22 protein-coding genes and 1 pseudogene are annotated in these 21,891 nt (G+C 61.5%); 7 read left to right on the forward strand and 16 right to left on the reverse strand.

Features of this window, described 5'->3' with window-relative positions; genetic code table 11:
- Positions 1-49: 49 nt before the first annotated feature.
- The 13 genes from GV819_RS00750 to GV819_RS00810 all read right to left on the reverse strand — a co-directional run bounded on the left by GV819_RS00750 (position 50) and on the right by GV819_RS00810 (position 11,395).
- The gene (locus GV819_RS00750; protein ID WP_256667312.1) at positions 50-1,054 is read right to left on the reverse strand and encodes a WavE lipopolysaccharide synthesis family protein; all 1,005 of its coding nucleotides are present in this window, start codon (positions 1,052-1,054) and stop codon (positions 50-52) included.
- Positions 1,051-2,529 (reverse strand): GMC oxidoreductase, encoded by a 1,479-nt coding sequence (locus GV819_RS00755; protein WP_161752547.1) that lies wholly within the window; start codon positions 2,527-2,529, stop codon positions 1,051-1,053. The genes GV819_RS00750 and GV819_RS00755 overlap by 4 nt, the downstream gene beginning before the upstream one ends.
- Positions 2,529-2,840 carry a hypothetical protein gene (locus GV819_RS00760; protein WP_161752549.1) on the reverse strand — a complete coding sequence of 104 codons (312 nt, stop codon included), beginning with the start codon at positions 2,838-2,840 and terminating at the stop codon, positions 2,529-2,531. The genes GV819_RS00755 and GV819_RS00760 overlap by 1 nt, the downstream gene beginning before the upstream one ends.
- A gap of 4 nt (positions 2,841-2,844) precedes the next feature.
- The gene (locus GV819_RS00765; protein ID WP_161752551.1) at positions 2,845-3,459 is read right to left on the reverse strand and encodes a hypothetical protein; all 615 of its coding nucleotides are present in this window, start codon (positions 3,457-3,459) and stop codon (positions 2,845-2,847) included.
- Complete coding sequence (locus tag GV819_RS00770; protein ID WP_161752553.1) at positions 3,456-5,231, reverse strand: hypothetical protein; 1,776 nt, start codon at positions 5,229-5,231, stop codon at positions 3,456-3,458. The genes GV819_RS00765 and GV819_RS00770 overlap by 4 nt, the downstream gene beginning before the upstream one ends.
- Entirely contained in the window at positions 5,228-5,554 is a 327-nt protein-coding gene (locus tag GV819_RS00775) for a hypothetical protein (RefSeq protein ID WP_161752555.1), read from the reverse strand. Before GV819_RS00775 ends, GV819_RS00770 begins: the two co-directional genes overlap by 4 nt.
- The gene (locus GV819_RS00780) at positions 5,551-6,282 is read right to left on the reverse strand and encodes a glycosyltransferase family 2 protein (protein ID WP_161752557.1); all 732 of its coding nucleotides are present in this window, start codon (positions 6,280-6,282) and stop codon (positions 5,551-5,553) included. The genes GV819_RS00775 and GV819_RS00780 overlap by 4 nt, the downstream gene beginning before the upstream one ends.
- Entirely contained in the window at positions 6,279-6,926 is a 648-nt protein-coding gene (locus GV819_RS00785; protein WP_161752559.1) for an HAD family hydrolase, read from the reverse strand. Before GV819_RS00785 ends, GV819_RS00780 begins: the two co-directional genes overlap by 4 nt.
- A gap of 4 nt (positions 6,927-6,930) precedes the next feature.
- Complete coding sequence (locus GV819_RS00790) at positions 6,931-7,548, reverse strand: phosphodiesterase (protein ID WP_161752560.1); 618 nt, start codon at positions 7,546-7,548, stop codon at positions 6,931-6,933.
- Positions 7,549-7,554: 6 nt separating this feature from the next.
- A complete protein-coding gene (locus GV819_RS00795; protein WP_161752561.1) occupies positions 7,555-8,310 on the reverse strand; it encodes a glycosyltransferase family 2 protein in 756 nt (251 codons plus the stop codon).
- An 11-nt stretch (positions 8,311-8,321) separates the two neighbouring features.
- Positions 8,322-9,023 (reverse strand): ABC transporter ATP-binding protein, encoded by a 702-nt coding sequence (locus tag GV819_RS00800; RefSeq protein ID WP_161752562.1) that lies wholly within the window; start codon positions 9,021-9,023, stop codon positions 8,322-8,324.
- Positions 9,020-9,808 carry an ABC transporter permease gene (locus GV819_RS00805; protein ID WP_161752564.1) on the reverse strand — a complete coding sequence of 263 codons (789 nt, stop codon included), beginning with the start codon at positions 9,806-9,808 and terminating at the stop codon, positions 9,020-9,022. Before GV819_RS00805 ends, GV819_RS00800 begins: the two co-directional genes overlap by 4 nt.
- Positions 9,809-9,970: 162 nt before the next feature.
- Positions 9,971-11,395: a mannose-1-phosphate guanylyltransferase/mannose-6-phosphate isomerase gene (locus tag GV819_RS00810; RefSeq protein ID WP_161752566.1), complete on the reverse strand. Its 1,425-nt coding sequence runs from the start codon at positions 11,393-11,395 to the stop codon at positions 9,971-9,973.
- A 166-nt stretch (positions 11,396-11,561) separates the two neighbouring features.
- Here GV819_RS00810 and GV819_RS00815 point away from each other — a divergent pair.
- The 6 genes and pseudogenes from GV819_RS00815 to GV819_RS00840 form a co-directional block, all read left to right on the forward strand.
- Positions 11,562-11,801: pseudogene (locus tag GV819_RS00815) on the forward strand (AAA-associated domain-containing protein); the annotation flags it as partial.
- A gap of 42 nt (positions 11,802-11,843) precedes the next feature.
- The gene (locus tag GV819_RS00820) at positions 11,844-12,746 is read left to right on the forward strand and encodes a LysR family transcriptional regulator (RefSeq protein WP_161752568.1); all 903 of its coding nucleotides are present in this window, start codon (positions 11,844-11,846) and stop codon (positions 12,744-12,746) included.
- Positions 12,747-12,872: 126 nt separating this feature from the next.
- Positions 12,873-13,502 carry a glutathione S-transferase gene (locus GV819_RS00825; protein WP_161752569.1) on the forward strand — a complete coding sequence of 210 codons (630 nt, stop codon included), beginning with the start codon at positions 12,873-12,875 and terminating at the stop codon, positions 13,500-13,502.
- 25 nt (positions 13,503-13,527) lie between these two features.
- Complete coding sequence (locus GV819_RS00830; RefSeq protein WP_161752571.1) at positions 13,528-15,567, forward strand: FAD-binding oxidoreductase; 2,040 nt, start codon at positions 13,528-13,530, stop codon at positions 15,565-15,567.
- Between the two features lie 137 nt (positions 15,568-15,704).
- On the forward strand, positions 15,705-16,907 hold the full coding sequence (locus GV819_RS00835; RefSeq protein WP_161752573.1) for a DUF3142 domain-containing protein: 1,203 nt from the start codon (positions 15,705-15,707) through the stop codon (positions 16,905-16,907).
- A complete protein-coding gene (locus GV819_RS00840) occupies positions 16,894-19,026 on the forward strand; it encodes a hypothetical protein (RefSeq protein WP_161752575.1) in 2,133 nt (710 codons plus the stop codon). Before GV819_RS00835 ends, GV819_RS00840 begins: the two co-directional genes overlap by 14 nt.
- A 43-nt stretch (positions 19,027-19,069) precedes the next feature.
- Here the strand turns inward: GV819_RS00840 and GV819_RS00845 are convergent, their stop codons facing one another.
- Positions 19,070-19,711, reverse strand: coding sequence for a LysE family translocator (locus GV819_RS00845; protein ID WP_178125906.1), 642 nt, complete (start codon positions 19,709-19,711; stop codon positions 19,070-19,072).
- 132 nt (positions 19,712-19,843) lie between these two features.
- On the opposite strand from GV819_RS00845, the gene GV819_RS00850 reads away from it, so the two are divergent.
- Complete coding sequence (locus GV819_RS00850; protein ID WP_161752579.1) at positions 19,844-20,317, forward strand: Lrp/AsnC family transcriptional regulator; 474 nt, start codon at positions 19,844-19,846, stop codon at positions 20,315-20,317.
- Between the two features lie 16 nt (positions 20,318-20,333).
- On the opposite strand, the gene GV819_RS00855 is transcribed toward GV819_RS00850, so the two are convergent.
- A complete protein-coding gene (locus tag GV819_RS00855; RefSeq protein WP_161752581.1) occupies positions 20,334-21,266 on the reverse strand; it encodes a phosphatidate cytidylyltransferase in 933 nt (310 codons plus the stop codon).
- A 1-nt stretch (position 21,267) separates the two neighbouring features.
- Positions 21,268-21,888, reverse strand: coding sequence for a lysophospholipid acyltransferase family protein (locus GV819_RS00860; RefSeq protein ID WP_161752583.1), 621 nt, complete (start codon positions 21,886-21,888; stop codon positions 21,268-21,270).
- Positions 21,889-21,891: the final 3 nt, after the last annotated feature.

Consider the following 21,891-nt stretch of genomic DNA (forward strand, 5'->3'; position numbering starts at 1 on the left):
CCTAGGGATGTTTTGGAAGAACGGTTTTGCCGGTAATCGCAGTCGGCACTCAGGAGCGTTGAGCACCTGTAAGGCGTCGATAGGTATCACGCGCTGCAGTGGCGACGTTCGGCGAAAATGAGAACAGCAGTAGCGAAGACACTGAAACCAGCCAGCGGCGGCGGAACCAGCACAGCGCGTATTTGTTGAGCAGCAGGTGCAGATAGCGTCTTGCCCTGTGCGGCTTCGAGCGGTGCATACGCAGCGTGCGCATGTCGCGGGCCGTGATGATCGACTTGGGCGCGTAAGGGGCACTGAGAAAACGCGTAGGCGGGGTAACGCCAAGGCTCTGCCAGTCATGAACCTCGAAGTTGTCGAGCAGCAGATCTTCCCAGGCGCAGAACAGATCGAAGCGGCTATGCGAGATGTGTTCCAGGTCCAGCGACATGCCACACGTATGGATGAAGCGCAGCAGGATGGCCTGCTCGGGCAACAGGCGAAATGCGGTGTAGCCCTGGAATGTGCCAAGCGGATTGACCCGTGGCCCACCTGCCAGGTAGACGAAATCAGCCGCAAGTGGGCCGAGGTTCCAGAGCTTGCGCAGATCGTCGCTGCGACCGAACTGCAGGGTGTCGCTCAGATGGAACAGGTAGCAGAGCCTGGTCGGATTGCGCAGGAACAGGTTCGATACGCTAACCCTTGCGCCCAGCAGGTTTGCCGGCTGCTCATCGCCCATCAGGGCCAGCAAGGCGTCACTGTGCAGCACATGATCGGTGCGCAGCTTCAGCGAGTACTCGCGCTCGACCAGCGCCAGGCCATTGGCCACGGTGGCAATGAGCTTGTTGACGTTGTTGATATTACCGTTTACGTCGTCGAAGTGGCTGGCCGAGGTATCGGTCACGCACTGCACACTCTCGAATGACACATGGGTGCAGTCATCGGTGGTAGACAGAATGATCTGCGCATCTGGCAGGTATCGGCGCACCGACTGTATGGCTCGCGCAGCAATATCCACTGCTCCCTCCTTGAGAGGGCCCTGGACAATCACCGCAAGCCTGCTGGAGTCGATGCTCATACACTGGCGTTCAATGTGTCCGCCAGCATCAGGGCAAGGGCGACCACTGTAACGGTGGGGTTGCGCGACCCGCAGCGCGGGAACAGTGAGGATCCGGCGATGTAGACGTTGGCACTGCCCTTGAGACGGAAGTCCGGATCGACTACCGCGTTGTCACCCGCGCTCATGTTCAACATGCCGACCAGGTGATGGGTGCCAAAGGCGTCACGGTAGTGTGGCTGTTCTGCAGCGCGAATCGGTACCACGCCGAGGGTTTCCATCTGTGCATAGATGGCCTCGATCACGGCGTCGTAGCGGTGCTTGTTGCCATGGTATCCATCGCTATCCATGCGCACGCTGCCGCCTTCGTAAAACAGCGAGATATCCCATTGCGGCGGGATTTCCAGGAGGATGTACAGGCTCAGGGTGCCTGCCAGATCCTCCACCGATTCACGCACCGCCCAGTTGTTCAGTTTTTCCAGGTCCAGGGAGCCTTGCAGGGCTTCGTCATTGGCCGATGTCATCAGCCCCAGCGTGGTGTACTCGATACCATCAAGCTCACCACAGAGCTCCGGAATCACCACCTGCGCGGCGGTGTTGACCTGGAAGAACGGGATCTTCGCCTGCGGCAGATGGCAGGCCAGCTCTGCCACCGCGTGGTCCTGGCAGTAGCGGCCGATGAATGCTTGCGGCGTATCCGGCGGCAGGTTGCTCTTCCACAGCAGCTTCAACGACTCGACCCCGTGGGCGGCAATCACCACGCGATTAAAGCGAATGTTCAGCGGCCCCTTGGGGGTATGGCAAATCGCTTCGACCGCCTTGTCACCCTCGAAGCGCAGGTGCTCGACAAGTACCTCGTTGAGTACTTGTGCCTTGTTGCGGATATGCAGCGAACGGGTCTTGGCGTCCATGGGGCACAACTCGCAGTCACCGGCCCCCACGCAGAGGCCTTGTCCCTCCAGGTTTTCCACGTTCAGGTTGTGTGCCTGCGCGCCAATGTAGGCTTGCGGAAAATAGGGCGCCAAGGCGTTGTGCCAGCGCTGGCTACCCTGGATCTCGGACAGCGGGTTGCGCTCGTCGGGGTCACGCGGATCGGCGCTGATGCGCAGCAGGCGCTCGGCATTGCGGTAGAAGGGTTGCAGCGTCTGGAAATCGAACGGCCAACGAAAGGTGTCGGCGCTCTGGTCGAACATTGCCTTCGACAAGCGGAAACTCAGCCCGCCCCAGTGATTGGAGCAGCCGCCATCGACCAGGATGTAGTCTGATGCACAATCCGCCGGCAGTTTTTCGGGCACATTGAAGGCATGCACCGACTCGTAGGAACGGCGGATCAGAGCATCATGTCGATCCGCCTTTTCCATGGCATTGAAGCGAGCGCGTCGTTCGAAGATGTTGAACTTCTCTCCGCGCTCGACGATCAGGCAGGGCCCCGTGAGTCCGTGCGCAACCGTACGTCCGGCAAAGCCATTACCGATAATCAGCGTTTCAACAAACATTAACCTGTAACTCTGTAAAAGCCGGGCGTACCTAAAGTGCGGGCATAGGGCTCGGCCACGAACAATGAGCGGTTATGGTGGACCAGGTGGTGCAGGATCGACTGTCGGTCCTGATCCGTGAGATTGCGCGAATACAGCTTGATCAGCAGATCAGGCGGCATGTGGTGGAACTTCACATCCGGGTTGCCTTGCAGGAAGGCGCGGAAGTCCACCGGCTCTTCAGGCGAACGCTGGCCCAGCCGATACCCCAGCACTGCGCTCGTACCACTGGCGAATACGCATAGTCCCGCAACGAATGCTCTACGCTTCATCCGATCACGTTCTCACGCGGACAACCCGCTGATAAAAGAACCGGGCCAGCTGCCGCACCTTGACAATCGGCCAGGCAATGATCGGCCAGTTCAAGTAGAGCTTTTCCAGCATTATCGAAAGCAGGAACAACCGGTAGCTATCCGCGTCCGCCGCAGGGCTGCCACTGGCCGTGCTATTGAACGTAGCGTTGACGTGGCGCCCCATGAAGCCCAGCTTCGGACGAGGCATCAACAGGGCGATGTTCTTCTCGCGAAGATCCTTGGAGAGGAACGTGAACGTCGCCAGCTTGCGGATGAAATCCAATGCGATCCCGCAGTCGTGCAGACCGAAGTCGATGATCAGCCACGACTCGGAAGCCGCGCCAAGTTTTGCCCCGATCACATTGGCATCGGCAATGAACTCGCCATTGTTGACGCTGCCCTTTTCGTGCAGGAAATCATCCAGCAAGAAGTTGCCGAACGTCGGTACGGGAAGTTCCTGAGGTGTGGACCACGCACATTCGTCGATCACTACAACGGAGGTGAGCCGCGAGGGCTGCAATCGCACCTGCGATAGGTAGGCGGCCATTTTCGATTGCTGGCCTCGCGCCGACTCCTGGGAAATCACGAAGATGTTCATTTCTGCTGCTCCACATAGGAATGGAAAGGCGTGGAGTTGTAGATCGCCCGCACACAATCCCGGAAGCCGGTGAAATAGAAGACCCTGCCATTTCGACGGTACAACCTGATGGCCGACAGGAGGGTGCCGGGCAACGCTAGCGCACCGTGATGGAAGTACTCGTCCAGATCTTTATAGAACCAGCTCTGGGCCGGACGCTGGCGGAGCATGTTACGGATCTCGGTGCTGCCATAGATCAGGTTGCGCTTCGCCTCGTTCGGATTCTCCATGAACTGGAAAGCGATCGACTCGACCACCGTGTTTGGCAGTTGATCCAGCAGCACCCACTTCTCGAAGTCGCGGATGAAGGTCATGAGCGATTCGAGGTCATTGCTGAAACTGCAGCTTTGCACCACGGCGTTCACCAGCTTCAGCCAGTTGCGCGAGCTGACGGTCTTGAGGCCAGTAGGGATGTGAGGAGCGATGTCCGTCATCGCGTACTTGTTGGCAAACCGCTGCAAGCGGATCAGCGCTTCATCTGCCGACAGGCGAATCAGCGGCTTCTTGCGCAAGATTGAGAACTGCGCAGGGCCCGTACTGATGTAGCGACCGTTGCACGACTCGACCGGCGACTCAGTGCCAAGCAGTGCCCTGGACGTTACCGACTGGGTGATGCCATACGGATTGATCCGTGTTGGAACACCGCCCTTGGACGCACGAATGCCATGCTCGACGTCTTCGAACTCGGTCCATAGCAGGGACTCGTCAAGGGGAAACGCCTGCCACACTTCCTTGCGGCACATGTACAGGCTGCCGGTGGGGTAGCTGGCATCCTTGTTGTAACGCAAGGGGCTGGCAAAACAGAAACCGGTACGTTCGATTTCTGCGAACAGAGCCGGCGCAATACTGACCACCGCATTTTCGTGGCGATGCAGGCCTTTCATGCCCTCGGCGATGGTACTCATGGCCATGCCATAGTCCGAATAACGGCGTGGATGCATGTTGCGCACATTGTCGAAGAACATGCTTTGCAGCGTCATCAGCGGGTAGCGCGGCCCGAAGCGACGGACCATTTCGCCGAAGTGCGCAGGCAGGAACACCCGGTCATGCAGGATGACCAGATTGTTGTAGCGCGCTTCGTCGGCGAGGCGGTTTTTCTTCTTGCAGATCTGTACCGGCGGCGCGGTGATGTCTTCACCAACGATGCGTACGTGCTCGAAATAGCGGAAGTTCTTGCCCGGCGTTCCGCACAGGAGGATTTCCTTGTTGGGGATATCCAGTTCAAGAATGCGCTTGACCACGGCATTGAGTACTGTGGCGTCTTCCGGGCCGACCGGGATGCCAAAGGTCCAGCTGTCCAGGTCGTCGTCAGTCTGCGCCGGCAGCGGGGCCGCCTTGCGGTAGGTCACGCGGTTGGCGCTACGTTCCACGCAGGTCAGGGCCGAGTTGAAGTACTCGCGGTCCAGGTAGCTCTCGAGTGCAGAGTCCTCGATGAGCGTGAGCGTTTCACCCACTTCGAGAAAGTGCGCGGCGTCCCACAGCAGCAACGGGCTGAGTTGCGAATCGCTCTGCACACCGTAGAAGCAGTACGAACCGGAACCATAGATGTCCAGCGGCCGCTTGGCGGCGTGCAGTCCCTTGAGGGTGACATCAGGACGCTTCTGTATGAAGCGCCGGAAGGAAAACAGCGTCTTGCAGTGTTCGGGCAGGTTCAGGTCGGCCGGAATAGGGCGCAAGTGCTTGGCCGCGAGATAGCCCAGCTTCGGATCATGTTGGAGCTGTATCGTCTTCATTCTTCTACGACGTACTTGTCATTCAGCGCGCCCGGTACCTTGACCACGACAGTCACCGCATCGCTCAACGCCTTGAAGGCGGTGATGTCACCTGGTTCGAGCACCACGATCTCTCCCGCGCCCCAGGTCTTGCCGCACATTTCGACTTCGCCGGACAGGATCAGCGTCACTTCCGTGGCGATCTTGTGATAGTGAGCGGCCTCGGCGTCACCCGCGACATATGGCTTGACGGCGACTTCACAGGCTTGGGTGCTGAACGCGGTAGGAGTGAAGCCACCGACGAACCAGCCTTTGACCATGTCTTTCAGATTCGCGGAGTTCATCGTGGACCTACATTCTCGAACGCATGAAGCTGATGAGGATTCTTCAGCGGGTAGTACTGGCTTGGCTGGACACGGTAGGTGCCGATCTTTTTGTGCAGCAGCACCAGTTCATTGAGCGAAGGCGCGATGTAGTACGCATCGTTGACCTTGGCGCCTTTGCGGATCATTTCCTTCACCGCCTTGACGAACACGCCGCCTTTGGCGAACCAGTACAGGCCGGCCACGGCATGGTTGCTGATCGGATTCTTCTCGGCAGCCTCGACCACGCAGCCTTGTGCGTTCTTGCGCACGAACGAGTAGCGCGGGTGCAGCGACTTGAACACCACGACCCCGGCGTCGCATTGGTCCTTGCGAAAACCAGCGACGATGTCGCCAAGCGGTGCGTCGAGCAATTCGTTGCAGCTGAGGATCAGCAGTTCGTCTTCGTTGTCGATGCTCTCAGCCGCCAGCAGCGCAGTGCAGGCAGCACCCATGGTCAACGCATGCACCGGATACACAGTGGCGATCGGGTTCATCTGGTGCAGCATGTTGCGCAGGTGGTACTTGGCGACGTCAGCTTTGGGCAGCATGCAGGCGATGCTCGCCGGCTTGAGTTCAAGGCATTTTTCGACCAGGTGCTGGATCAACGGAAGGCCATCGCGCTCGGACAGGTAGGACGGGTAGCTGCTCTCGGCCATTACCGAGGTGGTATCGCCACCGGCGAGCAATATGATGTTCAACTGGTTCACAGCAGGCCCCCTTGCTGAGCAGCCTGGGCGTTGATCTGCTGAATTCGTTCGGTGATGTTGTCCAGGTTCACTTCCTCGACATCCTGCACCACCAGTACGCTCGCACCGGAAGCACGCGCAGCACGAATGCCATTCTCATTGTCTTCGACGATCAGGCACTCTTCAGGCCGCAGCCCGAAACTCTCGATGGCCTTGGTATAGATGTCCGGTGCCGGCTTGGCGTTCGCCACGTCTTCGTTGGACAGCTTCAGGTCCAGGTACTGGTCCAGGCGGGACTTTTCCATCATCACTTCGACCGTGTTGCGAATCGAGTTGGACGCAACCGCAAGCTTGTAGCCGAGGTTCTTCAGCGACGACAGCGCGTACTGGTGAACGAAGGTCGGCTTGCACTGTGAGTAGACGATTTCCATCGTGTACATCTGCTTCATCTCATTGATGAAGGGGTGCAGTTTGACTGGCAGATCGCGTTCGACGCTGAGCATGTCCAGTTTGCGCGAGGTCGGCAGGCCATCGAAGGTGGTCAAATGCTCGTGGCGGCTGATGGTGTGACCGAACAGGTTCAGCGCCTTGTTCAGCGCCTCGTAGTGCCAATCCTTCGCTTCGATCAGCACACCGTCCATGTCGAAAATCACGGCTTTAATCATGATGTCATTCCTTGAAGAAAGAGCGAGCTGCCTCGGGCAGATCAGTACACAACGTCAGGTTGGCGTCGCTCTGGAACTCGCTGAGCAGTTGCCACAAAGGCAGGTAGTCACGGCCATGCAGTTCCGGGGATACCACGCAGACCTGCTTGCCTAGCCCCAGCAGCTCGGCGAGCTGGGGGCTCGAGTACCATTCGGCAGCGAAGCTATCCAGCCAGATACCATCGGCCTCGTTCAGCCATGCAGGTACGGGCTCGACCTCGCTCTGGCGGGTGTAGGTGCACACACTGCCAGCGAGGTAGCTGCGCATGTCGGGCACGGCCATGTCGAAAACGAACCAGTTGCTGTGACCGTGTGCTTCGAAGGTGGCCTTCAGCGGGGCACAGAGGCCGTCAGCCTTGATGTTGATTGCCAGCGGCAGGTTGCGACCGGCCATGATCGTCAGCAGGTCGTCCAGAGACATTTCGCTGCCGTCCGGCATGTCGTGGGAAATGACTAGGCGCCCGGCAACGTCGCGTACATCGGTTTCCGTGCCGAAGCCCAGGTCGAAGGAGCGCTCGAAGGCGACTTTCAGGTTGCGTTCGGGCTTTTCCAGCCAGTAACCGCGGTGACTGATGATCTGCATTGTGGATCAGCGTCCTGCGCAGGCTGCGCGGCTGACCGGCAAGTTGAGGAACAGTTCCAGGTCTGCGGGAATGCCCAGGCCGTACATGCCAGCGCCTTCGGAGCCGATGCTGTAGTGGATGACTCGGGCCTGGTCCTCGATCATTTCGTTGTAGGCCGGAGCGACATAGAACTCGCCATTGACCCTGAGGTCCTTGTCGAACATCGATTCGATGGCGGCGATCAGTTGACGCCCACTGCGGAAGTTGTAGATGCCCACCGTGGCCTCATCGGAAATCACTTCCTTCTCGACCACGCGGTTGATGCGACCATCATCGGCAAAGCCGACGAAGGACCACTTGGGGTCGTTAGCCTTCATGGTCATGATCAGGCCATCGGCGTCCTGCGCCTGCATGGCGTCCAGGTAGACGTTGATGTCGACATCGACGTACTGGTCGCTGTTGGCGATCATCACCGGCGCATCGGAGTCGATCAGCTCCTTGGCCGCATATACGGTGCAGGCAGCGCCCTCGGTGAGGCCGTTCAGCTCGACGATGGCGCAACCTGGCGCCCATGCCTGGAGTTTGTCCTTCAGGCTGTAGGCTTCGACGTGAGCAGCCTGGCAAATGAAGATGAAGCGGTGCTCGCAGACCGGCGTGAGATTGTCGATGACCACTTTGATCATCGGTACCGAGTGCACCGGAATCAGCGGTTTCGGATCGGCGTAGCCCGCAACTGCGAAGCGGCTGCCGGCGCCTGCCATGGGAACGACTATGTTGAGCATCTGCTTTTCCTTCACTTGTGTACGAGGTACTCGTCGTACGCGTCTATAACGTCATTGGTCGGGCCGATCATCTGCACCCGTCCGTCCTTGAGCCAGCACACGCGACTGCACAGCTCCCTGATTCGTTGTGAATCGTGCGAGACGAAGACGACGGTCTGGTGGCCCATCATCATTTCTCGCATGGTGGCCTCGGCCTTCTCACGGAAGTGGCCATCACCGACACTGAGCACTTCATCCAGCAGGATCACGTCCGGGCGCGAATACTTGGAAATGGCAAAACCCAGGCGTGCCTTCATGCCAGTGGAATAGCTGCGTACCGGGACGTTGGCGCTGGCATGCAACTCGGCGTAGTCGAGGATCTCGTCGCTCACCTCACGCATGCGCTTGCGGCTCTGACTCATCAGCATGCCGCTGAGGACAATGTTGTCGCGAGCGTCGAGGTTCTCGTCGAAGCCCAGTTGCAGGTTCAGCAGCGAGACGCTGGAGACCGACTGGACCAGGCGCCCGCGGGTCGGCTGATAGATACCGGCCAGTACCTTGAGCAGCGTGCTCTTTCCTGCGCCGTTGCCACCCACCACGCCGAACGTCTCGCCCTGGGCGATGGCAAAGGACAGATCGTGCAGCACCGTGGTCGAGTTCCTCGACAAAAGGCGCAGACCATTGCGGAACGTCAGCGAAACGGATTCGGCCGTCAGCGCGGCGGGCATCATCATTTGCTCAGCGCCATGGCGTAGGCGTTCTTGTTCCGGGACAGAAACAGGACGGCCAGCGTGAACAGCAGCACTGCACCGCCCAGTAACGTCAGCAGATCGACCAGCACCGGCGCACGGCCATACATCAGTACATCGCGGTACATGGAAATCAGCGCGGCGAGCGGATTGATGTCGAGCAGGAAGCCCAGCTCTTGCGGGATATTGGCCTTGTTGTAAAACACTCCGGAGGCAAACATCAGGAATTGCAGGCCTGTGGAAATAAGAATGCGCAGGTCCGGCATGAACGGAATAAGCCCCGCAACCAATACCCCCACGGCGGCAGTGATGATCAACTGCACGAGGGCAATCAGCGGCACATACAGCCAGAGCCAACTAGGCGTGGTGCCGATGGCGCATAAAAGCAGCAATAACAAGGCAACTACTAGTGACTCTTTCACTAGGTCCTTGAATATTGAAGTTAGGGGGAAAATAAGGGGCTCGACCCGACAATGCTCGAGAATATGCTTCTTCTCGTATATAGCATCGGTACAGTTCATCACGCTCTTGTTGAACCAAGTCCAAAAGGTGACACCGATAATAAGAAAGACGGCAAAGTTCTCCACCTGAATTCGTAACAGGTGGCCGAAGACGGTGTAGTAGATACTCAGTAGAAGAAGCGGCTCAAGAACCCACCAAGCAAGTCCTAGACGGGTTCTTGTGGTTTCCGATTTCAATCCGAGCCGTGCACGTTCCATCGATATCTGCACTATCGGCCAGATACGTTTACTTCCTTGTTGCCAGCTCAACGCTCAGCTCCGGCCTGCCAAAAAAGAATTAATCCTACACGATTAATCGCGTTCAATGGTAGGAAATATCTTACAGAGATCGTCTGGTTTGGATTACAAGCCCCAGTGTTACAATTGGTAATATAATTTTATCACTCAACTAACAGGGCTAGTGTTGGTTGGTCACGACTCTAGGATATCTCGCAAATAGCGGTCCTCGAAACGCACGATGTCGTCTTCACCCAAGTAGGGCCCAGACTGCACTTCGATCAGTTCTAACGGTACCTTGCCCGGGTTGGACAGCGAATGCTTGACCCCCAGTGGAATGTAGGTCGACTGGTTTTCGGTGAGGAACATCTCGGTGTCGCCGCACACTACTTTGGCAGTCCCCGTTACTACTACCCAGTGCTCGGCGCGGTGGTAGTGCAACTGCAGCGACAGGCTTTCGCCAGGCTGCACGGTAATACGCTTGACCTGATAACGCTCGCCACGGTCGATGGTGTCGTAGTGGCCCCAAGGCCGGTTGACCAGTGAGTGGCTGACATACTCACTGCGCCGATCGGTCTGCAATTGTCTGACCACTTCGCCGACTTGCTGGCAGTCACTTTTGCGCGCAACCAGCACGGCGTCCTTGGTCTCGATGACCACCAGATCCTCGACACCGATCGTCGCTACCAGGCGATGGTTCGATTGGATCAGGCTGTTGCTGGTGGCGAAGGCCAGTACATCGCCCTCGATGCAATTGTCGGCGGCATCATGCTGGCCGACTTCCCAGATCGACGCCCAGCTGCCAAGGTCGCTCCAGCCCGCGTCCAGCGGTACCACCACCGCATCCACGGTATGTTCCATCACCGCATAGTCGACCGACTCGGCTTCACAAGAGGCGAATGGCTCGGCCTGCACATGCAGGAAATAGTGGTCCTCCTGCGCATGGAGCATGGCGTGGTGGCAGTTGTCGAGCATCTCCGGCCGCAGCCGTTTGAGTTCTGCGAGGACGCGCGAGGCACGGAACATGAACATGCCGCTATTCCATAGGTATTGGCCGCTGGCCAGGTATTCCTCGGCCACCTCCTGGGAAGGCTTTTCGCGAAAGGCCAGGAGCTGCTGCCCACCCTTGCCGGTGGACTCACCACAACGGATGTAGCCAAAACCGGTTTCCGCGCGCACCGGCTTGATGCCGAATGTGACCAGCTTGCCTTCACTGGCATGCAGTGCGGCAACTTCGACTGCGCGGCAGAGCGCGGCCTGATCTTCGATGAAGTGATCGGCTGCCAATACCAGCAGCAATGTATCGTCACCATCACGCTGTGCCTCCAGGGCGGCCAACGCAATGGTCGGTGCGGTATTACGCGCCATTGGTTCGAGGATGATCCGGCGACTGTTGCGCCGCTCTTGGCGCAACTGCTCGGCGACGATGAAGCGATATTCCTCGTTGCTCACCACCAGCGGGGCCGAAAGCTCCAGGCTGTCGAGGCGCGAAAGCGTGCGCTGGAACATCGTGCCAAGGCTCTTGCCGTCCAGTGCAAGGAACTGCTTGGGATAATTCTGGCGAGACAGCGGCCACAGCTGCGAACCGCTGCCACCGGCCAGAATGACGGGGGTGAACATATGAACTCTAATTCAATTCGGCGGAAATTCCGCGGCGGCATTATCCAACCCCCCCGCCAGCGTCGCAACCAAGCCATGAGCACAGGAACCCTTTCGTAGAGTTGACACAGACACCCCAACGGCCGCACTCGAAGAAGTCCACCTGAAAAGTCGGTAAGGCTGGTCTGCCGAGCATCTGATCCGCTATGTACCCCTGGCTGCACGGATTCGCGGCGTGTTGCAGGAGCGCCGCGGGCATTGGGCGCCACGGGTGCGTTTCGAGCAGGAACTGGAGGATTCGCTGAACGACTCGGCGGTGGAGGAAACCCTGGAGTCGGTGATCAGTTGGGGCCGTTACGCGGAGATTTTCTCCTACGACGACAACAGCGAGACCTTCAGCCTGGAGGATGTCGAAGGCAGCCTGTAACCTCGGCTGCCAGCCACTCTTCAAGCCATCGGCAGCAGGTTCATGGATAGATTTCAGGAAATGCAGGTGTTCGTCTGCGTGGCTCAGGAACAGGGCTTCGCTGCCGCCGCGCGCCGCCTGAACCTGTCGGCGGCCAGCGTCACCCGGGCCGTCGCCGCCCTGGAGCAACGGATCGGCACCCAGCTGTTGATTCGTACCACCCGCAGCGTGCACCTGAGCGAAGCCGGGCAACGCTTCCTGGAAGACTGCCGACGCATTCTCGCCGAGGTCCAGGACGCCGAAGCCTCGGCCGCCGGCATTCACGCCCAGCCCCGGGGCCAACTGACCCTGACCGCTCCGGTGCTGTTTGGCGAGCTGTTCGTCACGCCGTTGCTGGTGCGCTACCTGCAACGTTATCCACAGGTCAGCGTCAACGCGCTGCTGGTGGACCGGGTCGCGAGCATGGTGGAGGAGGGCATCGATGTGGCCGTGCGGATTGGCGAGTTGCCCGACAGTGGCCAGCACGGTATCCGTGTTGGCGAGGTGCGCCGGGTGGTCTGCGCTGCGCCGGAATTTCTGGCCGCCCAGGGTCGCCCGCAACACCCCGATGACTTGCGGCAGGCGCCGGTGATCGCGCCGTCGTCCATCGGCCAGGCGCGCAACTGGCAATTCAATGATGCCGGTCGTGCCCTGAGCATTCGTCCTGAACCGCGTTTGCTGGTCAGTGCCAACCAGGCGGCCATCAGTGCTGCCTGCCTGGGGCTGGGCCTGACTCGGGTGCTGTCCTATCAGGTCGCCGACAAGGTTGCGGCGGGCCAATTGGAAATTGTTCTCCAAGCCTTCGAACTGCCGCCCCTGCCGATCCACGTGGTGTACCAGGGTGGGCGCAAGGCGCCGGCGCGGGTGCGCAGCTTTGTCGACTTCGCCGTGCAGGCCCTGCGGGAACATCCAGCGCTCAATCCTTGATCAGGTTTATTGCGCTGGATGAAATGATGGATTGCGATTTCTGGTGATTCTGTTGTTTTTCCCCAGGGACGAAGATAGGCCTCCCCGCGTGGTACTTGGACCGCGCTGCTGCCTGCGGAGTCGACCATGTCGCTGCTTCCCATCAAGTTCTACAACTTTCCCCGTTCCGGGCATGCCCATCGCGTGGAGCTGATGTTGTCCCTGCTGGACCTGCCTACCGAAACCATCTTTGTCGACCTGGTCACGGGTGCCCACAAGCAGGCCGACTTCCTTGCCCTCAACCCCTTTGGCCAAGTGCCGGTAATTGATGATCAGGGCGTGGTGGTGGCGGATTCCAACGCGATCCTGGTGTACCTGGCGCAACGCTACGGCCGCGGTCGCTGGCTGCCCACCGACCCGGTGGGAGCGGCCCAGGTGCAGCGCTGGTTGTCCGTGGCAGCGGGGCCGATTGCCTTTGGTCCGGCCGCAGCGCGGCTGATCACGGTATTTGGCGCGCCTTTCAATGCCGAAGAGGTCATCGCCCGCTCCCACGCCTTGCTCAAGGTCATGGATCAGGAGTTGGCGGGCCGGCCATTCCTGGTGGGCCAGCAGCCGACCATCGCCGACATTGCCGGCTACAGCTATATCGCCCACGCCCCGGAGGGCAACGTGTCACTGGCCGACTACCCCCACGTGCGGGCCTGGCTGGAGCGGATCGAAGCCTTGCCCGGCTTTGTCCCCATGCCGTCCACCGCGGCGGGTTTGAAAAGCGCCTGAGGCGCCATCCTGTGGAGGCGACGACATGAGTTCGAATTCACCTTGGCATGCCGGCGAGCGGCAATTGCAGGCCCAGGCCGGGGTGGCCGAGCGCATGCACAGCTTCGGCGGCAAAGTCATCCGCCAGGCCATGCCCGACCAGCACCGGCAGTTCTACGGGCAGCTGCCGTTCATCCTGGTGGGCGCAGTGGATGCCAACGGTGATCCCTGGGCGAGCATTCTCGAAGGCCCGCCCGGTTTCGCCCAGGCGCCCCAGGCCACCTTGTTGCGCCTGGACAGCCTGCCGGCGGTCGACGATCCGTTGCCATTGCACGAGGGCGCGGCACTGGGCCTGTTGGGTATCGAACTGCATACCCGGCGGCGCAACCGTCTCAATGGAAGGATCAGTACCCTGGACCGGGACGGTTTCAGCGTGAGCGTGCAACAGTCCTTCGGCAATTGCCCGCAGTACATCCAGCTGCGAGCGTTGCAACAGGTACCCTTGAGCGATCCCGCCAGTCGCCCGGCCGAGCATCGGCGGGATCTGGACGAGGCGGCGCAGAGCCTGATCCGCGCTGCCGACACCTTCTTTGTTGCCAGCTACGTCGACCTGGAAGGCCAGCGTTCGGTGGACGTGTCCCACCGTGGTGGGCAGGCCGGTTTCGTCCGGGTCGAGGGCAATTGCCTGACCATCCCGGACTTCGCCGGCAACCTGTATTTCAATACCCTGGGCAACCTGCTGCTCAATCCTCGGGCGGGCTTGCTGTTCATCGACTTTCACAGTGGCGAGTTGCTGCAGCTCAGCGGTCGCACCGAGATCATTCTCGATGGGCCGCTGATCAGCGCTTTCCAGGGCGCCGAGCGGCTGTGGCGCTTTACCGTGGAACAACTGGTGCGGCGGCCCGCGGCCCTGTCCCTGCGCTGGCAGTTGCAGGCCTTTTCCCCGAACAGCCTGTTGACCGGCAATTGGCAGCAAGCCGAGGCGCGGTTGCGAGCGGCAACCCTGGGCCAGCAATGGCGACCGTTACGGGTGGTGCGTATCGAGGACGAGAGCCGCAGCATTCGCTCGTTCTACCTGGAGCCGGCCGATGATGCGGGCGTGCCGAGCTTTTTGCCCGGCCAGCATCTGCCACTGCGGGTGCTGATCGAAGGCCAACCACTCATTCGCACCTACAGCCTGTCCAGTGCGCCTTCTGATGGTTTCCTGCGGATCAGCGTCAAGCGTGAAGGGTTGGTTTCCAGCTACCTGCACCAGCAGGTCAAGGTCGGCGACCTGCTGCAGGCGCGGCCGCCCCAAGGCCACTTCAGCGCTGATCCTCTAGCTGCACGGCCGCTGGTACTGCTGGCGGCCGGAGTGGGCATTACGCCTCTACTGTCGATGCTACGGGAGGTGCTTTACCAGGGCTTGCGCACCCGCCGCAGCCGGCCCACCTGGTTGATCCAGAGTTCGCGCAGCCTCGCCGAGCAGCCCTTCGCTGCCGAGCTGCAAGCCTTGCAGGTGCAGGCAGGAGACTCCTTGCAGGTGCTGCGCCTGCTCAGTCAGCCGGAAGCAGGAGTACAACCGGGGGCGGGCTTCGATCAGTGCGGACGGATTGATGTGCAACTGCTGTTTGCACAGCTGGAGCTGGATTTTGATTCCGCGGATTTTGTTCTCTGTGGTCCCGGCGCCTTTACCCAGGACCTGTACGACAGCCTGCGGGCCCTGGACCTCCGCGACGGGCAGATCCACGCCGAAACGTTCGGTCCCTCGACCTTGCGCCGCCAGCCCGACCCCCAGGCTGTGCCGTTCATGCAACCGCCGGCCGCCACCCAGGCAGTGGCGGTGCGTTTCCAGCGGGCGGGCAAGGAGCTGTCCTGGCATCCCGGCAGCGGCAGCCTGCTACAGCTGGCGGAAAGCGCTGGCCTGCGTCCGGAGTTCAGTTGCCGGGGCGGTTCTTGTGGCACCTGTCAGACTCGGCTGCTCAGCGGCCAGGTCAGTTATCCACAGGTGCCGCCGCAATTGCCAGAAGCCGGGCAGGTACTGATTTGCTGTGCGTTGCCCGCGGCTGTGGATAAACATTCGCAGCCCTTGGTACTGGACCTGTAGGACGGAGAAAAAAGTCCCAGCCAGCGATTGCCGCCAGCCCCGCCCCTGCGTAGGCTGGCACGATCTGGGTGAGCGTTGGCGCCAGCTCTTTCTGCGGCAACACAGGGCCTTTTTGCGTTAAAGGGAATCAACGATTCATGCTCCCCCGGGTCTCGCTGCGCCTCCTCGCCTTATTGTTCTGCGCACTGCTGCTCAATGCCTGCCGTAACGAAGACGCGCCGCCCCTCGACCAACAACTCTATATCTGGCAGCGCCAGTGGACTCCCGCCCACGCCGAAGCCCTGGCCGCTTCCCGAGAGGATTTCTCCTGCCTCCGGGTCCTGGCGCTGCAAGCTTTTCCACAGGCCGGCTGGAACCGCGCGCGGATCGACGCAGGCCTGCTCAAGCAGGACGGGCGCCCGCTGATCGCGGTGGTCCGCCTGGATGGCCAACTGCCGTCCCTGGATCAGGCCGAGATCATCCGCCAAGTGCAGCAACTGCTGGTCGACTGGCAAGGGCAGGGGCTGACCCTCGCCGGTATCGAGATCGACCACGATGCCGGCACTGCACGGTTGCCGGCTTACGCCGAGCTGCTACAGCGATTGCGAGCGGTGCTGCCGGTGAACCTGGCCCTGAGCATTACTGCGCTGCCGTCCTGGCTCGACAGCCGCGAACTGCCCGGGCTGTTGGCCCAGGTCGACAGCAGCGTGCTCCAGGTGCACGCGGTGAGCGATCCACGGCGCGGCCTGTTCGATCCCGGGCAGGCTGAACAATGGGCCAGGCGCTGGGCGAAGATCAGCGACAAACCGTTCTACCTGGCATTGCCTGCCTACGGCGTGGCGTTGCTGCCCGGTGCCCAGGGTGTGCCCGTGGTGGAAAGCGAAGCGCCGATTGCACGCCGCGGTCAGCGCCAGGAGTTGATGGCCGACCCCGAGCAACTGAGCCAACTGGCCAAGACCCTGCGCCATGAGCCGCCGCCGCACCTGGCTGGCCTGATCTGGTTTCGCTTGCCTCTCAAGGGCGATGTACGGGCCTGGAGCCTCGACACCCTGCGCGCAGTAGCCCGTGGCGACACTCTCGACAGCCGCTTGACGGTGGCCCTGCAGGAGCAGGACGGCCTCTTCGACATCAGCTTGAGCAACTCGGGCAACCTCGATCGGCCGTTACCTGAACAACTGACCCTGGCCGTTGCCCAATGTGACGGATTTGACGGGCTCGGCGGCTACACCGCCCAATTGCGTGACGGCCAATTGCTGTTGACCCGCCAGCAGACCGGCCGCTTGGCGGCGGGCGGCATCCGGGCCGTGGGCTGGGCTCGCTGTACAAAAATTGACCAAGGAGCTGCACATGTTCGTCCCTAGATCCCGCTACCTGCTGTGCCTGAGCCTGTGCCTGCCCTTGGCCCCGGCCCTGGCCTGCGGTCCGACCTTTCCCATGCGCCTGCTGGAAGATCGCTCGCAGACCCTGGCGCAGTTGCCTGAAGGCAGTTTCCGGTTCGAAGTCAGCCGGCTGGGAAAGGCCATAGCCGGGCTCAAGCCCGTGGCCGAGAATACCTTCAGCCGTGATTACAACCTGCCTGAAAGCTACGAGGTGCAAGAGCGAAACTCAGCGGAACAGCAAGGGCTGAACGAGGCTCAGAAAGCCCTGGTCGGCCAGCTGCGCAAGCTCAACGACGGACACGTAGCGGAACAACAAGGGGCCAGCCTGCCGCCGGAGATCAACCTCTACACCGCCGGCGCCGTGGCCTTCGGCGCCGGGGATCATGAGCTGGCGGCGGAGTATTTCCGCAAAGTGCTGGCGCTGCCCGCCGAGCAGCGTGCACTGCGCAGTACCTGGGCCGCCTATTCCCTGGGCCGGGCCCTGCAAGCCATCAGTGAACAAGCCAACGAGCTGGACGAGCAGGGGCGCAGTGCCACCTTGCAGGCGGCGCGCCAGGCCTTCATCCAGACCCGTCAACTGAACATCGATGGCTTCAGCGACCCCCTGGAACTGGGCATCGCCAGCCTGGGAGAAGAGGCGCGCATTCTGAAGAACCAGAACCAGTGGAGCCAGGCCATCGACCTGTATGCCAGCCAGAACCTGCTGGGTTCGGACGTCGGCTACAGCTCCCTGAAGCAAGTGGTGGGCGAGCTGGGCGGCCTGTCGGACGCGCAACTGCTGGAACAGCTCAAGCAGCCTGCGGTGGCGCGCTTGCTCACTGCCTCGCTGGTCTCGCACCAGGGCTGGTCCTTTGGCGAGAAGCCGGCTACCGAGCAGAACCTGATCAAGCTGCTGAGCCAGGTCACCGCCGGCACGTTCGACAACGCTGATCGGCTGGCAGCGCTGAATTACCAGAACGGCGATTTCGTCACCACCAAGCAACTGCTGGAGCATGCCGGCGACGGCGGCCTGGCCTGGTGGCTGCGGGCCAAGCTGGCGCTGCGCGACGGCGACAAGGTGGCGGCCGCAGCCGCCTACGCCAAGGCCGCCGCGGCCTTCCCCCGGGACGAGAGCTGGGGCTTTCGTGGCGACTACGACGGCAACTATGAAGACCTCAAGCCGGGCTGCCGGGTAGAAGGCGAAAGCGCCTTGCTGGCCCTGGATCGCGGTGACTACGTGCAAGCGTTCGAGCTGCTCTACCGCAGTGGCGACATCTACTGGCACGACGCGGCGACCGTGGCCGAGCGGGTGCTGACCCTGGATGAACTCAAGCACTTCGTCGACACCCAGGTGCCCGCGCCGCCGCCCACCCCCAAGCAACTCGATGCCTACTACGAGAGCCTGCCGATTGCCGCCCAGGTGCGCGAACTGCTGGGCCGACGACTGCTGCGCGAAGGTCGCTACGAAGAGGGCTGGGGCTACTTCTACAGCCCCGAGCGCCAGGCCATCGCCAAGGCTTATGGCGAACACCGGCGCAGCGCCGAGTCGGCCTGGCTGCCCACGGGGCGGGCCGAGGCCTATTACCAGGCGGGCCAGCTGGCGCGGGCATCGGGGATGGAGATCCTCGGCTACGAGATGGGCCCGGATTACCACAGCCTGTGGGGCAGCTACAGCCTGGAAATCCCGCCGGTGCAGGCGGGCCCGCTGATCAGCGCCGACGAAGTGCAGCGCCAGCGCTCCACCACGGCCGAACCCGATGTGCGCTACCACTATCGCTACGTGGCCGGGGAGCTGGGCAACCGCGCCGCGGATTTCCTGCCCCATACCAGCCAGGCCTATGCCGCGGTGCTGTGCAAGGCGGCGCGTTGGACCCGCGGCAGCGATGCCGAGATCGAGTACTACCAGCGCTACGTGGAAAACGGTCCCTTTGTGGAGTGGGCCGGCAACTTCGGCATGAACTGCGAAGAGCCGGACTTCGGCAGCGCCAACAAGCGCTACCTGACCCAGTGGCTGGCTGAGTCTCGTTCTACAGTGGAGCGACACAAGCTGGCGGCTGCCGGTGGCGGCGTCGTCCTGCTGGCTGCCGCCTACCTGTTCTGGCGCCGCCGGCAAAGCGCCTGATTGTGGTCAGGAGGACGCGCTTGCCACTCAGGTTTGCTTGTCCTCAGGCCTGCTGGACAAAGGTCAGGCGCAGGGCGAAGCCAATCAGCAGGCTACCGAACAGCCACTGTTGCAACCGTTGCGCCGACGGGCTGCGCTGCATCCAGCGGCCCAGTCCGGCACCGGCGAGGGCGTAGCAACAGTCGAACATCCCGCCCACCGCCACCAGCAGTACGCCGAGGGTGACGAATTGCGGCACCACCGCGCCGGCCTGGGGGTCGACGAACTGCGGCAGCAACACCGAGCAGAACAGCAGCGCCTTGGGGTTCAACAGGTTGGTCAACAGACCGCGCTGGATCGCTTCGCGCCAGCGCAGCGGCGTGGCCGCCGCGCCGGTGTTGTCGAGGCTGGGCAACAGGTTCGCGCGCAGGCACTGGATGCCGATCCATAGCAGATAGGCGGCGCCTACCAGGCGCACCAGGTCGAAGGTCCAGGGTGCGGCCTTGAACAGTGCTGCCAGGCCCAAGGCGGCCAGGGCCACGTGGCAACTGCGGGACACGGCTAGCCCCAGGGCGGTGGCCAGCGCCTGGGCCTTGCCTTGGCGGGCACCGGTCTGCAGCAGGAGGATCATGTCGGGCCCGGGCAGCAGATAGACCACCGCCAACGCCAGGAAATACATCCACAGTTGCGCCACCTTGCACCCCATTCGTTGTCGAGTTGGTGCGCCCAGTTTAGGGCCGAAGACCCGGGCAGGTGCTTGCGTAATCAGCCAGCAAGACCGCTGAAATTGGCATAACCTTCCAGTATTTAGCAGAGCTACCATCCGAATATGCCAAATATGAAACTCGACGCTTACGACCGCAAGATCCTCGCCGCCCTGCAGCGCGATGGTCGCTTGATCAATGTGCAACTGGCAGAGGAAATCGGCCTGTCACCGTCACCCTGCCTGCGCCGGGTGCGCATGCTGGAAGAGGCCGGGGTGATTCGTGGCTATCAGGCGACCCTGGATCGCGATGAAGTGGGGTTGGGGCTGACGGTGTTCGTCGGGGTCAAGGTGGAGCGGCACAACGACGCCGAGGCCGAAGCCTTTCGCCTGGCGGTGTTGCAGTTACCGGAGGTGATCTCGGCGTTCCTGGTGTCCGGCGAGTCGGATTTCCTGCTGCAGGTCGTCGTTCCAGACTTGCGCGGTTATGACCGTTTCCTCACCGGTTGCCTGCTGAAGATCCCCGGCGTCAGCGATATCCGCAGCAACTTCGCCATTCACACGGTGAAAACCCCGGGGCCCCTGCCATTGGGGCACTTGCCGGGGTGAGGTGAAGGCTAGCGCCTCAAGTCCACCAGTAGCGCACCAGGTGGAAGAAGATCGGTGCGGCGAAACACACCGAATCCAGGCGGTCGAGCATGCCGCCGTGGCCTTCGATCATGTGCCCCCAGTCCTTGACCCCGCGATCGCGCTTGATCGCCGACATGACGATGCCGCCGGCAAACCCCAGCAGGTTGATCAGCAGGGCGATGAGGAACGACTGCCAGATGTTGAACGGGGTTATCCAGAACAACGCCCCACCGATCATCGAGGCCAGCAGGATGCCGCCGACAAACCCTTCAACGGTCTTGGACGGCGACAGGTTGGGGGCGATCTTGCGTTTGCCGAAAAGTTTTCCACAGACGTACTGCAGCACGTCCGAGAGCTGCACGACGATCACCAGGTAGGCGATCAGCAGCAGGTTGCGGCCTTCGTAGCCGGCGATGTCCAGGGTCAACAGGGCCGGGACGAAGGACACGCAGAACACTGCGATCATCAACCCCCACTGGACCTTGGAGGCGCGTTCCAGGAAGTGCGTGCTGTCGCCCCCGAGGGACGCCAGGATCGGCAGTAGCAGGAACACGTAGACCGGGATGAAGATCGAGAACAGCCCGTACCAGTCGGAGTAGATCAGCAGGTACTGCAGCGGCAGCGCCAGGTAGAACGCCGCCACCAGCGCCGGGTAGTCGCTGCGCCGGGTTGGGGTCAGGGTCAGGAACTCGCGCAGGGCATAGAAGGACACCGCGTAGAACAGCAGGATCACCGCCGCAGTGCCGAGCCAGAAGGCGATGCCGATCACCAGCACCATCACCCACCAGGCGTTGATCCGCGCATTGAGGTTGTCGATCACCGGATTGGGCGTGCCACGGGTGCGTAGCTTGAGGATGAAACCAATCAGCGAGGCCAGCACCAGAATGGCGCCAATGCCGCCGAACAACATCAGGGTCTGCTTATCCATCTCAGGCGTGCTCCGGGGCCAGGGCCAGCAGCGCGGCGCGGCTGCGTTCGAGGAAGTGTTCCTTGCTTTCATCTTCTTCCAGGGTCAGCGGTGCACCGAAACTGGTGGTACACAGCAGCGGCAGGGGCAGGAAGCGGCCCTTGGGCATGACCCGGTTGAGGTTGGCAATCCATACCGGGATCACCTCGACCTGTGGATAACTCTTGGCCAGGTGGTAGATGCCACTCTTGAACGGCAGCAGGCCGTCTTCCAGGTTGCGTGTGCCTTCTGGGAAGATGATCAGTGAGTCGCCATGCTCCAGGGCGTCGAGCATCGGTTGCAGAGGATTATCCACAGGCTCCTTGCGCTCGCGGTCGATCAGCACGCCGTTGAACACCCGGTTGATGATGTAGCGGCGCAGGCTGCTTTTCTGCCAGTAGTCGGAACCGGCCACGGGCCGGGTCAGTTTGCGCAGGGCCGGTGGCAGGGAGGCCCAGAGCAGCACGAAGTCGCCGTGGCTGCTGTGGTTGGCGAAGTAGATCCGCTGCACCGCCTGTGGTGCCGAGCCGAGCCACAGGCTGCGGGCGCCGGTAATGCTGCGGGCGGCGGAGGTGATGAGGTTGGCGACCAGGGGTTCGAACATATG

The organism is Pseudomonas sp. Fl5BN2, from assembly GCF_009908205.1.
In the GTDB taxonomy this organism is placed as follows: domain Bacteria; phylum Pseudomonadota; class Gammaproteobacteria; order Pseudomonadales; family Pseudomonadaceae; genus Aquipseudomonas.

Coding starts and splice junctions, on each gene's coding strand:
- GV819_RS00750 (WP_256667312.1), bottom strand. CDS start 1,054: ATGAGCATCGACTCCAGCAGGCTTGCGGTGATTGTCCAGGGCCCTCTC.
- GV819_RS00755 (WP_161752547.1), bottom strand. CDS start 2,529: ATGTTTGTTGAAACGCTGATTATCGGTAATGGCTTTGCCGGACGTACG.
- GV819_RS00760 (WP_161752549.1), bottom strand. CDS start 2,840: ATGAAGCGTAGAGCATTCGTTGCGGGACTATGCGTATTCGCCAGTGGT.
- GV819_RS00765 (WP_161752551.1), bottom strand. CDS start 3,459: ATGAACATCTTCGTGATTTCCCAGGAGTCGGCGCGAGGCCAGCAATCG.
- GV819_RS00770 (WP_161752553.1), bottom strand. CDS start 5,231: ATGAAGACGATACAGCTCCAACATGATCCGAAGCTGGGCTATCTCGCG.
- GV819_RS00775 (WP_161752555.1), bottom strand. CDS start 5,554: ATGAACTCCGCGAATCTGAAAGACATGGTCAAAGGCTGGTTCGTCGGT.
- GV819_RS00785 (WP_161752559.1), bottom strand. CDS start 6,926: ATGATTAAAGCCGTGATTTTCGACATGGACGGTGTGCTGATCGAAGCG.
- GV819_RS00790 (WP_161752560.1), bottom strand. CDS start 7,548: ATGCAGATCATCAGTCACCGCGGTTACTGGCTGGAAAAGCCCGAACGC.
- GV819_RS00795 (WP_161752561.1), bottom strand. CDS start 8,310: ATGCTCAACATAGTCGTTCCCATGGCAGGCGCCGGCAGCCGCTTCGCA.
- GV819_RS00800 (WP_161752562.1), bottom strand. CDS start 9,023: ATGATGATGCCCGCCGCGCTGACGGCCGAATCCGTTTCGCTGACGTTC.
- GV819_RS00810 (WP_161752566.1), bottom strand. CDS start 11,395: ATGTTCACCCCCGTCATTCTGGCCGGTGGCAGCGGTTCGCAGCTGTGG.
- GV819_RS00820 (WP_161752568.1), top strand. CDS start 11,844: ATGGATAGATTTCAGGAAATGCAGGTGTTCGTCTGCGTGGCTCAGGAA.
- GV819_RS00825 (WP_161752569.1), top strand. CDS start 12,873: ATGTCGCTGCTTCCCATCAAGTTCTACAACTTTCCCCGTTCCGGGCAT.
- GV819_RS00830 (WP_161752571.1), top strand. CDS start 13,528: ATGAGTTCGAATTCACCTTGGCATGCCGGCGAGCGGCAATTGCAGGCC.
- GV819_RS00835 (WP_161752573.1), top strand. CDS start 15,705: ATGCTCCCCCGGGTCTCGCTGCGCCTCCTCGCCTTATTGTTCTGCGCA.
- GV819_RS00840 (WP_161752575.1), top strand. CDS start 16,894: ATGTTCGTCCCTAGATCCCGCTACCTGCTGTGCCTGAGCCTGTGCCTG.
- GV819_RS00845 (WP_178125906.1), bottom strand. CDS start 19,711: ATGGGGTGCAAGGTGGCGCAACTGTGGATGTATTTCCTGGCGTTGGCG.
- GV819_RS00850 (WP_161752579.1), top strand. CDS start 19,844: ATGAAACTCGACGCTTACGACCGCAAGATCCTCGCCGCCCTGCAGCGC.
- GV819_RS00855 (WP_161752581.1), bottom strand. CDS start 21,266: ATGGATAAGCAGACCCTGATGTTGTTCGGCGGCATTGGCGCCATTCTG.
- GV819_RS00860 (WP_161752583.1), bottom strand. CDS start 21,888: ATGTTCGAACCCCTGGTCGCCAACCTCATCACCTCCGCCGCCCGCAGC.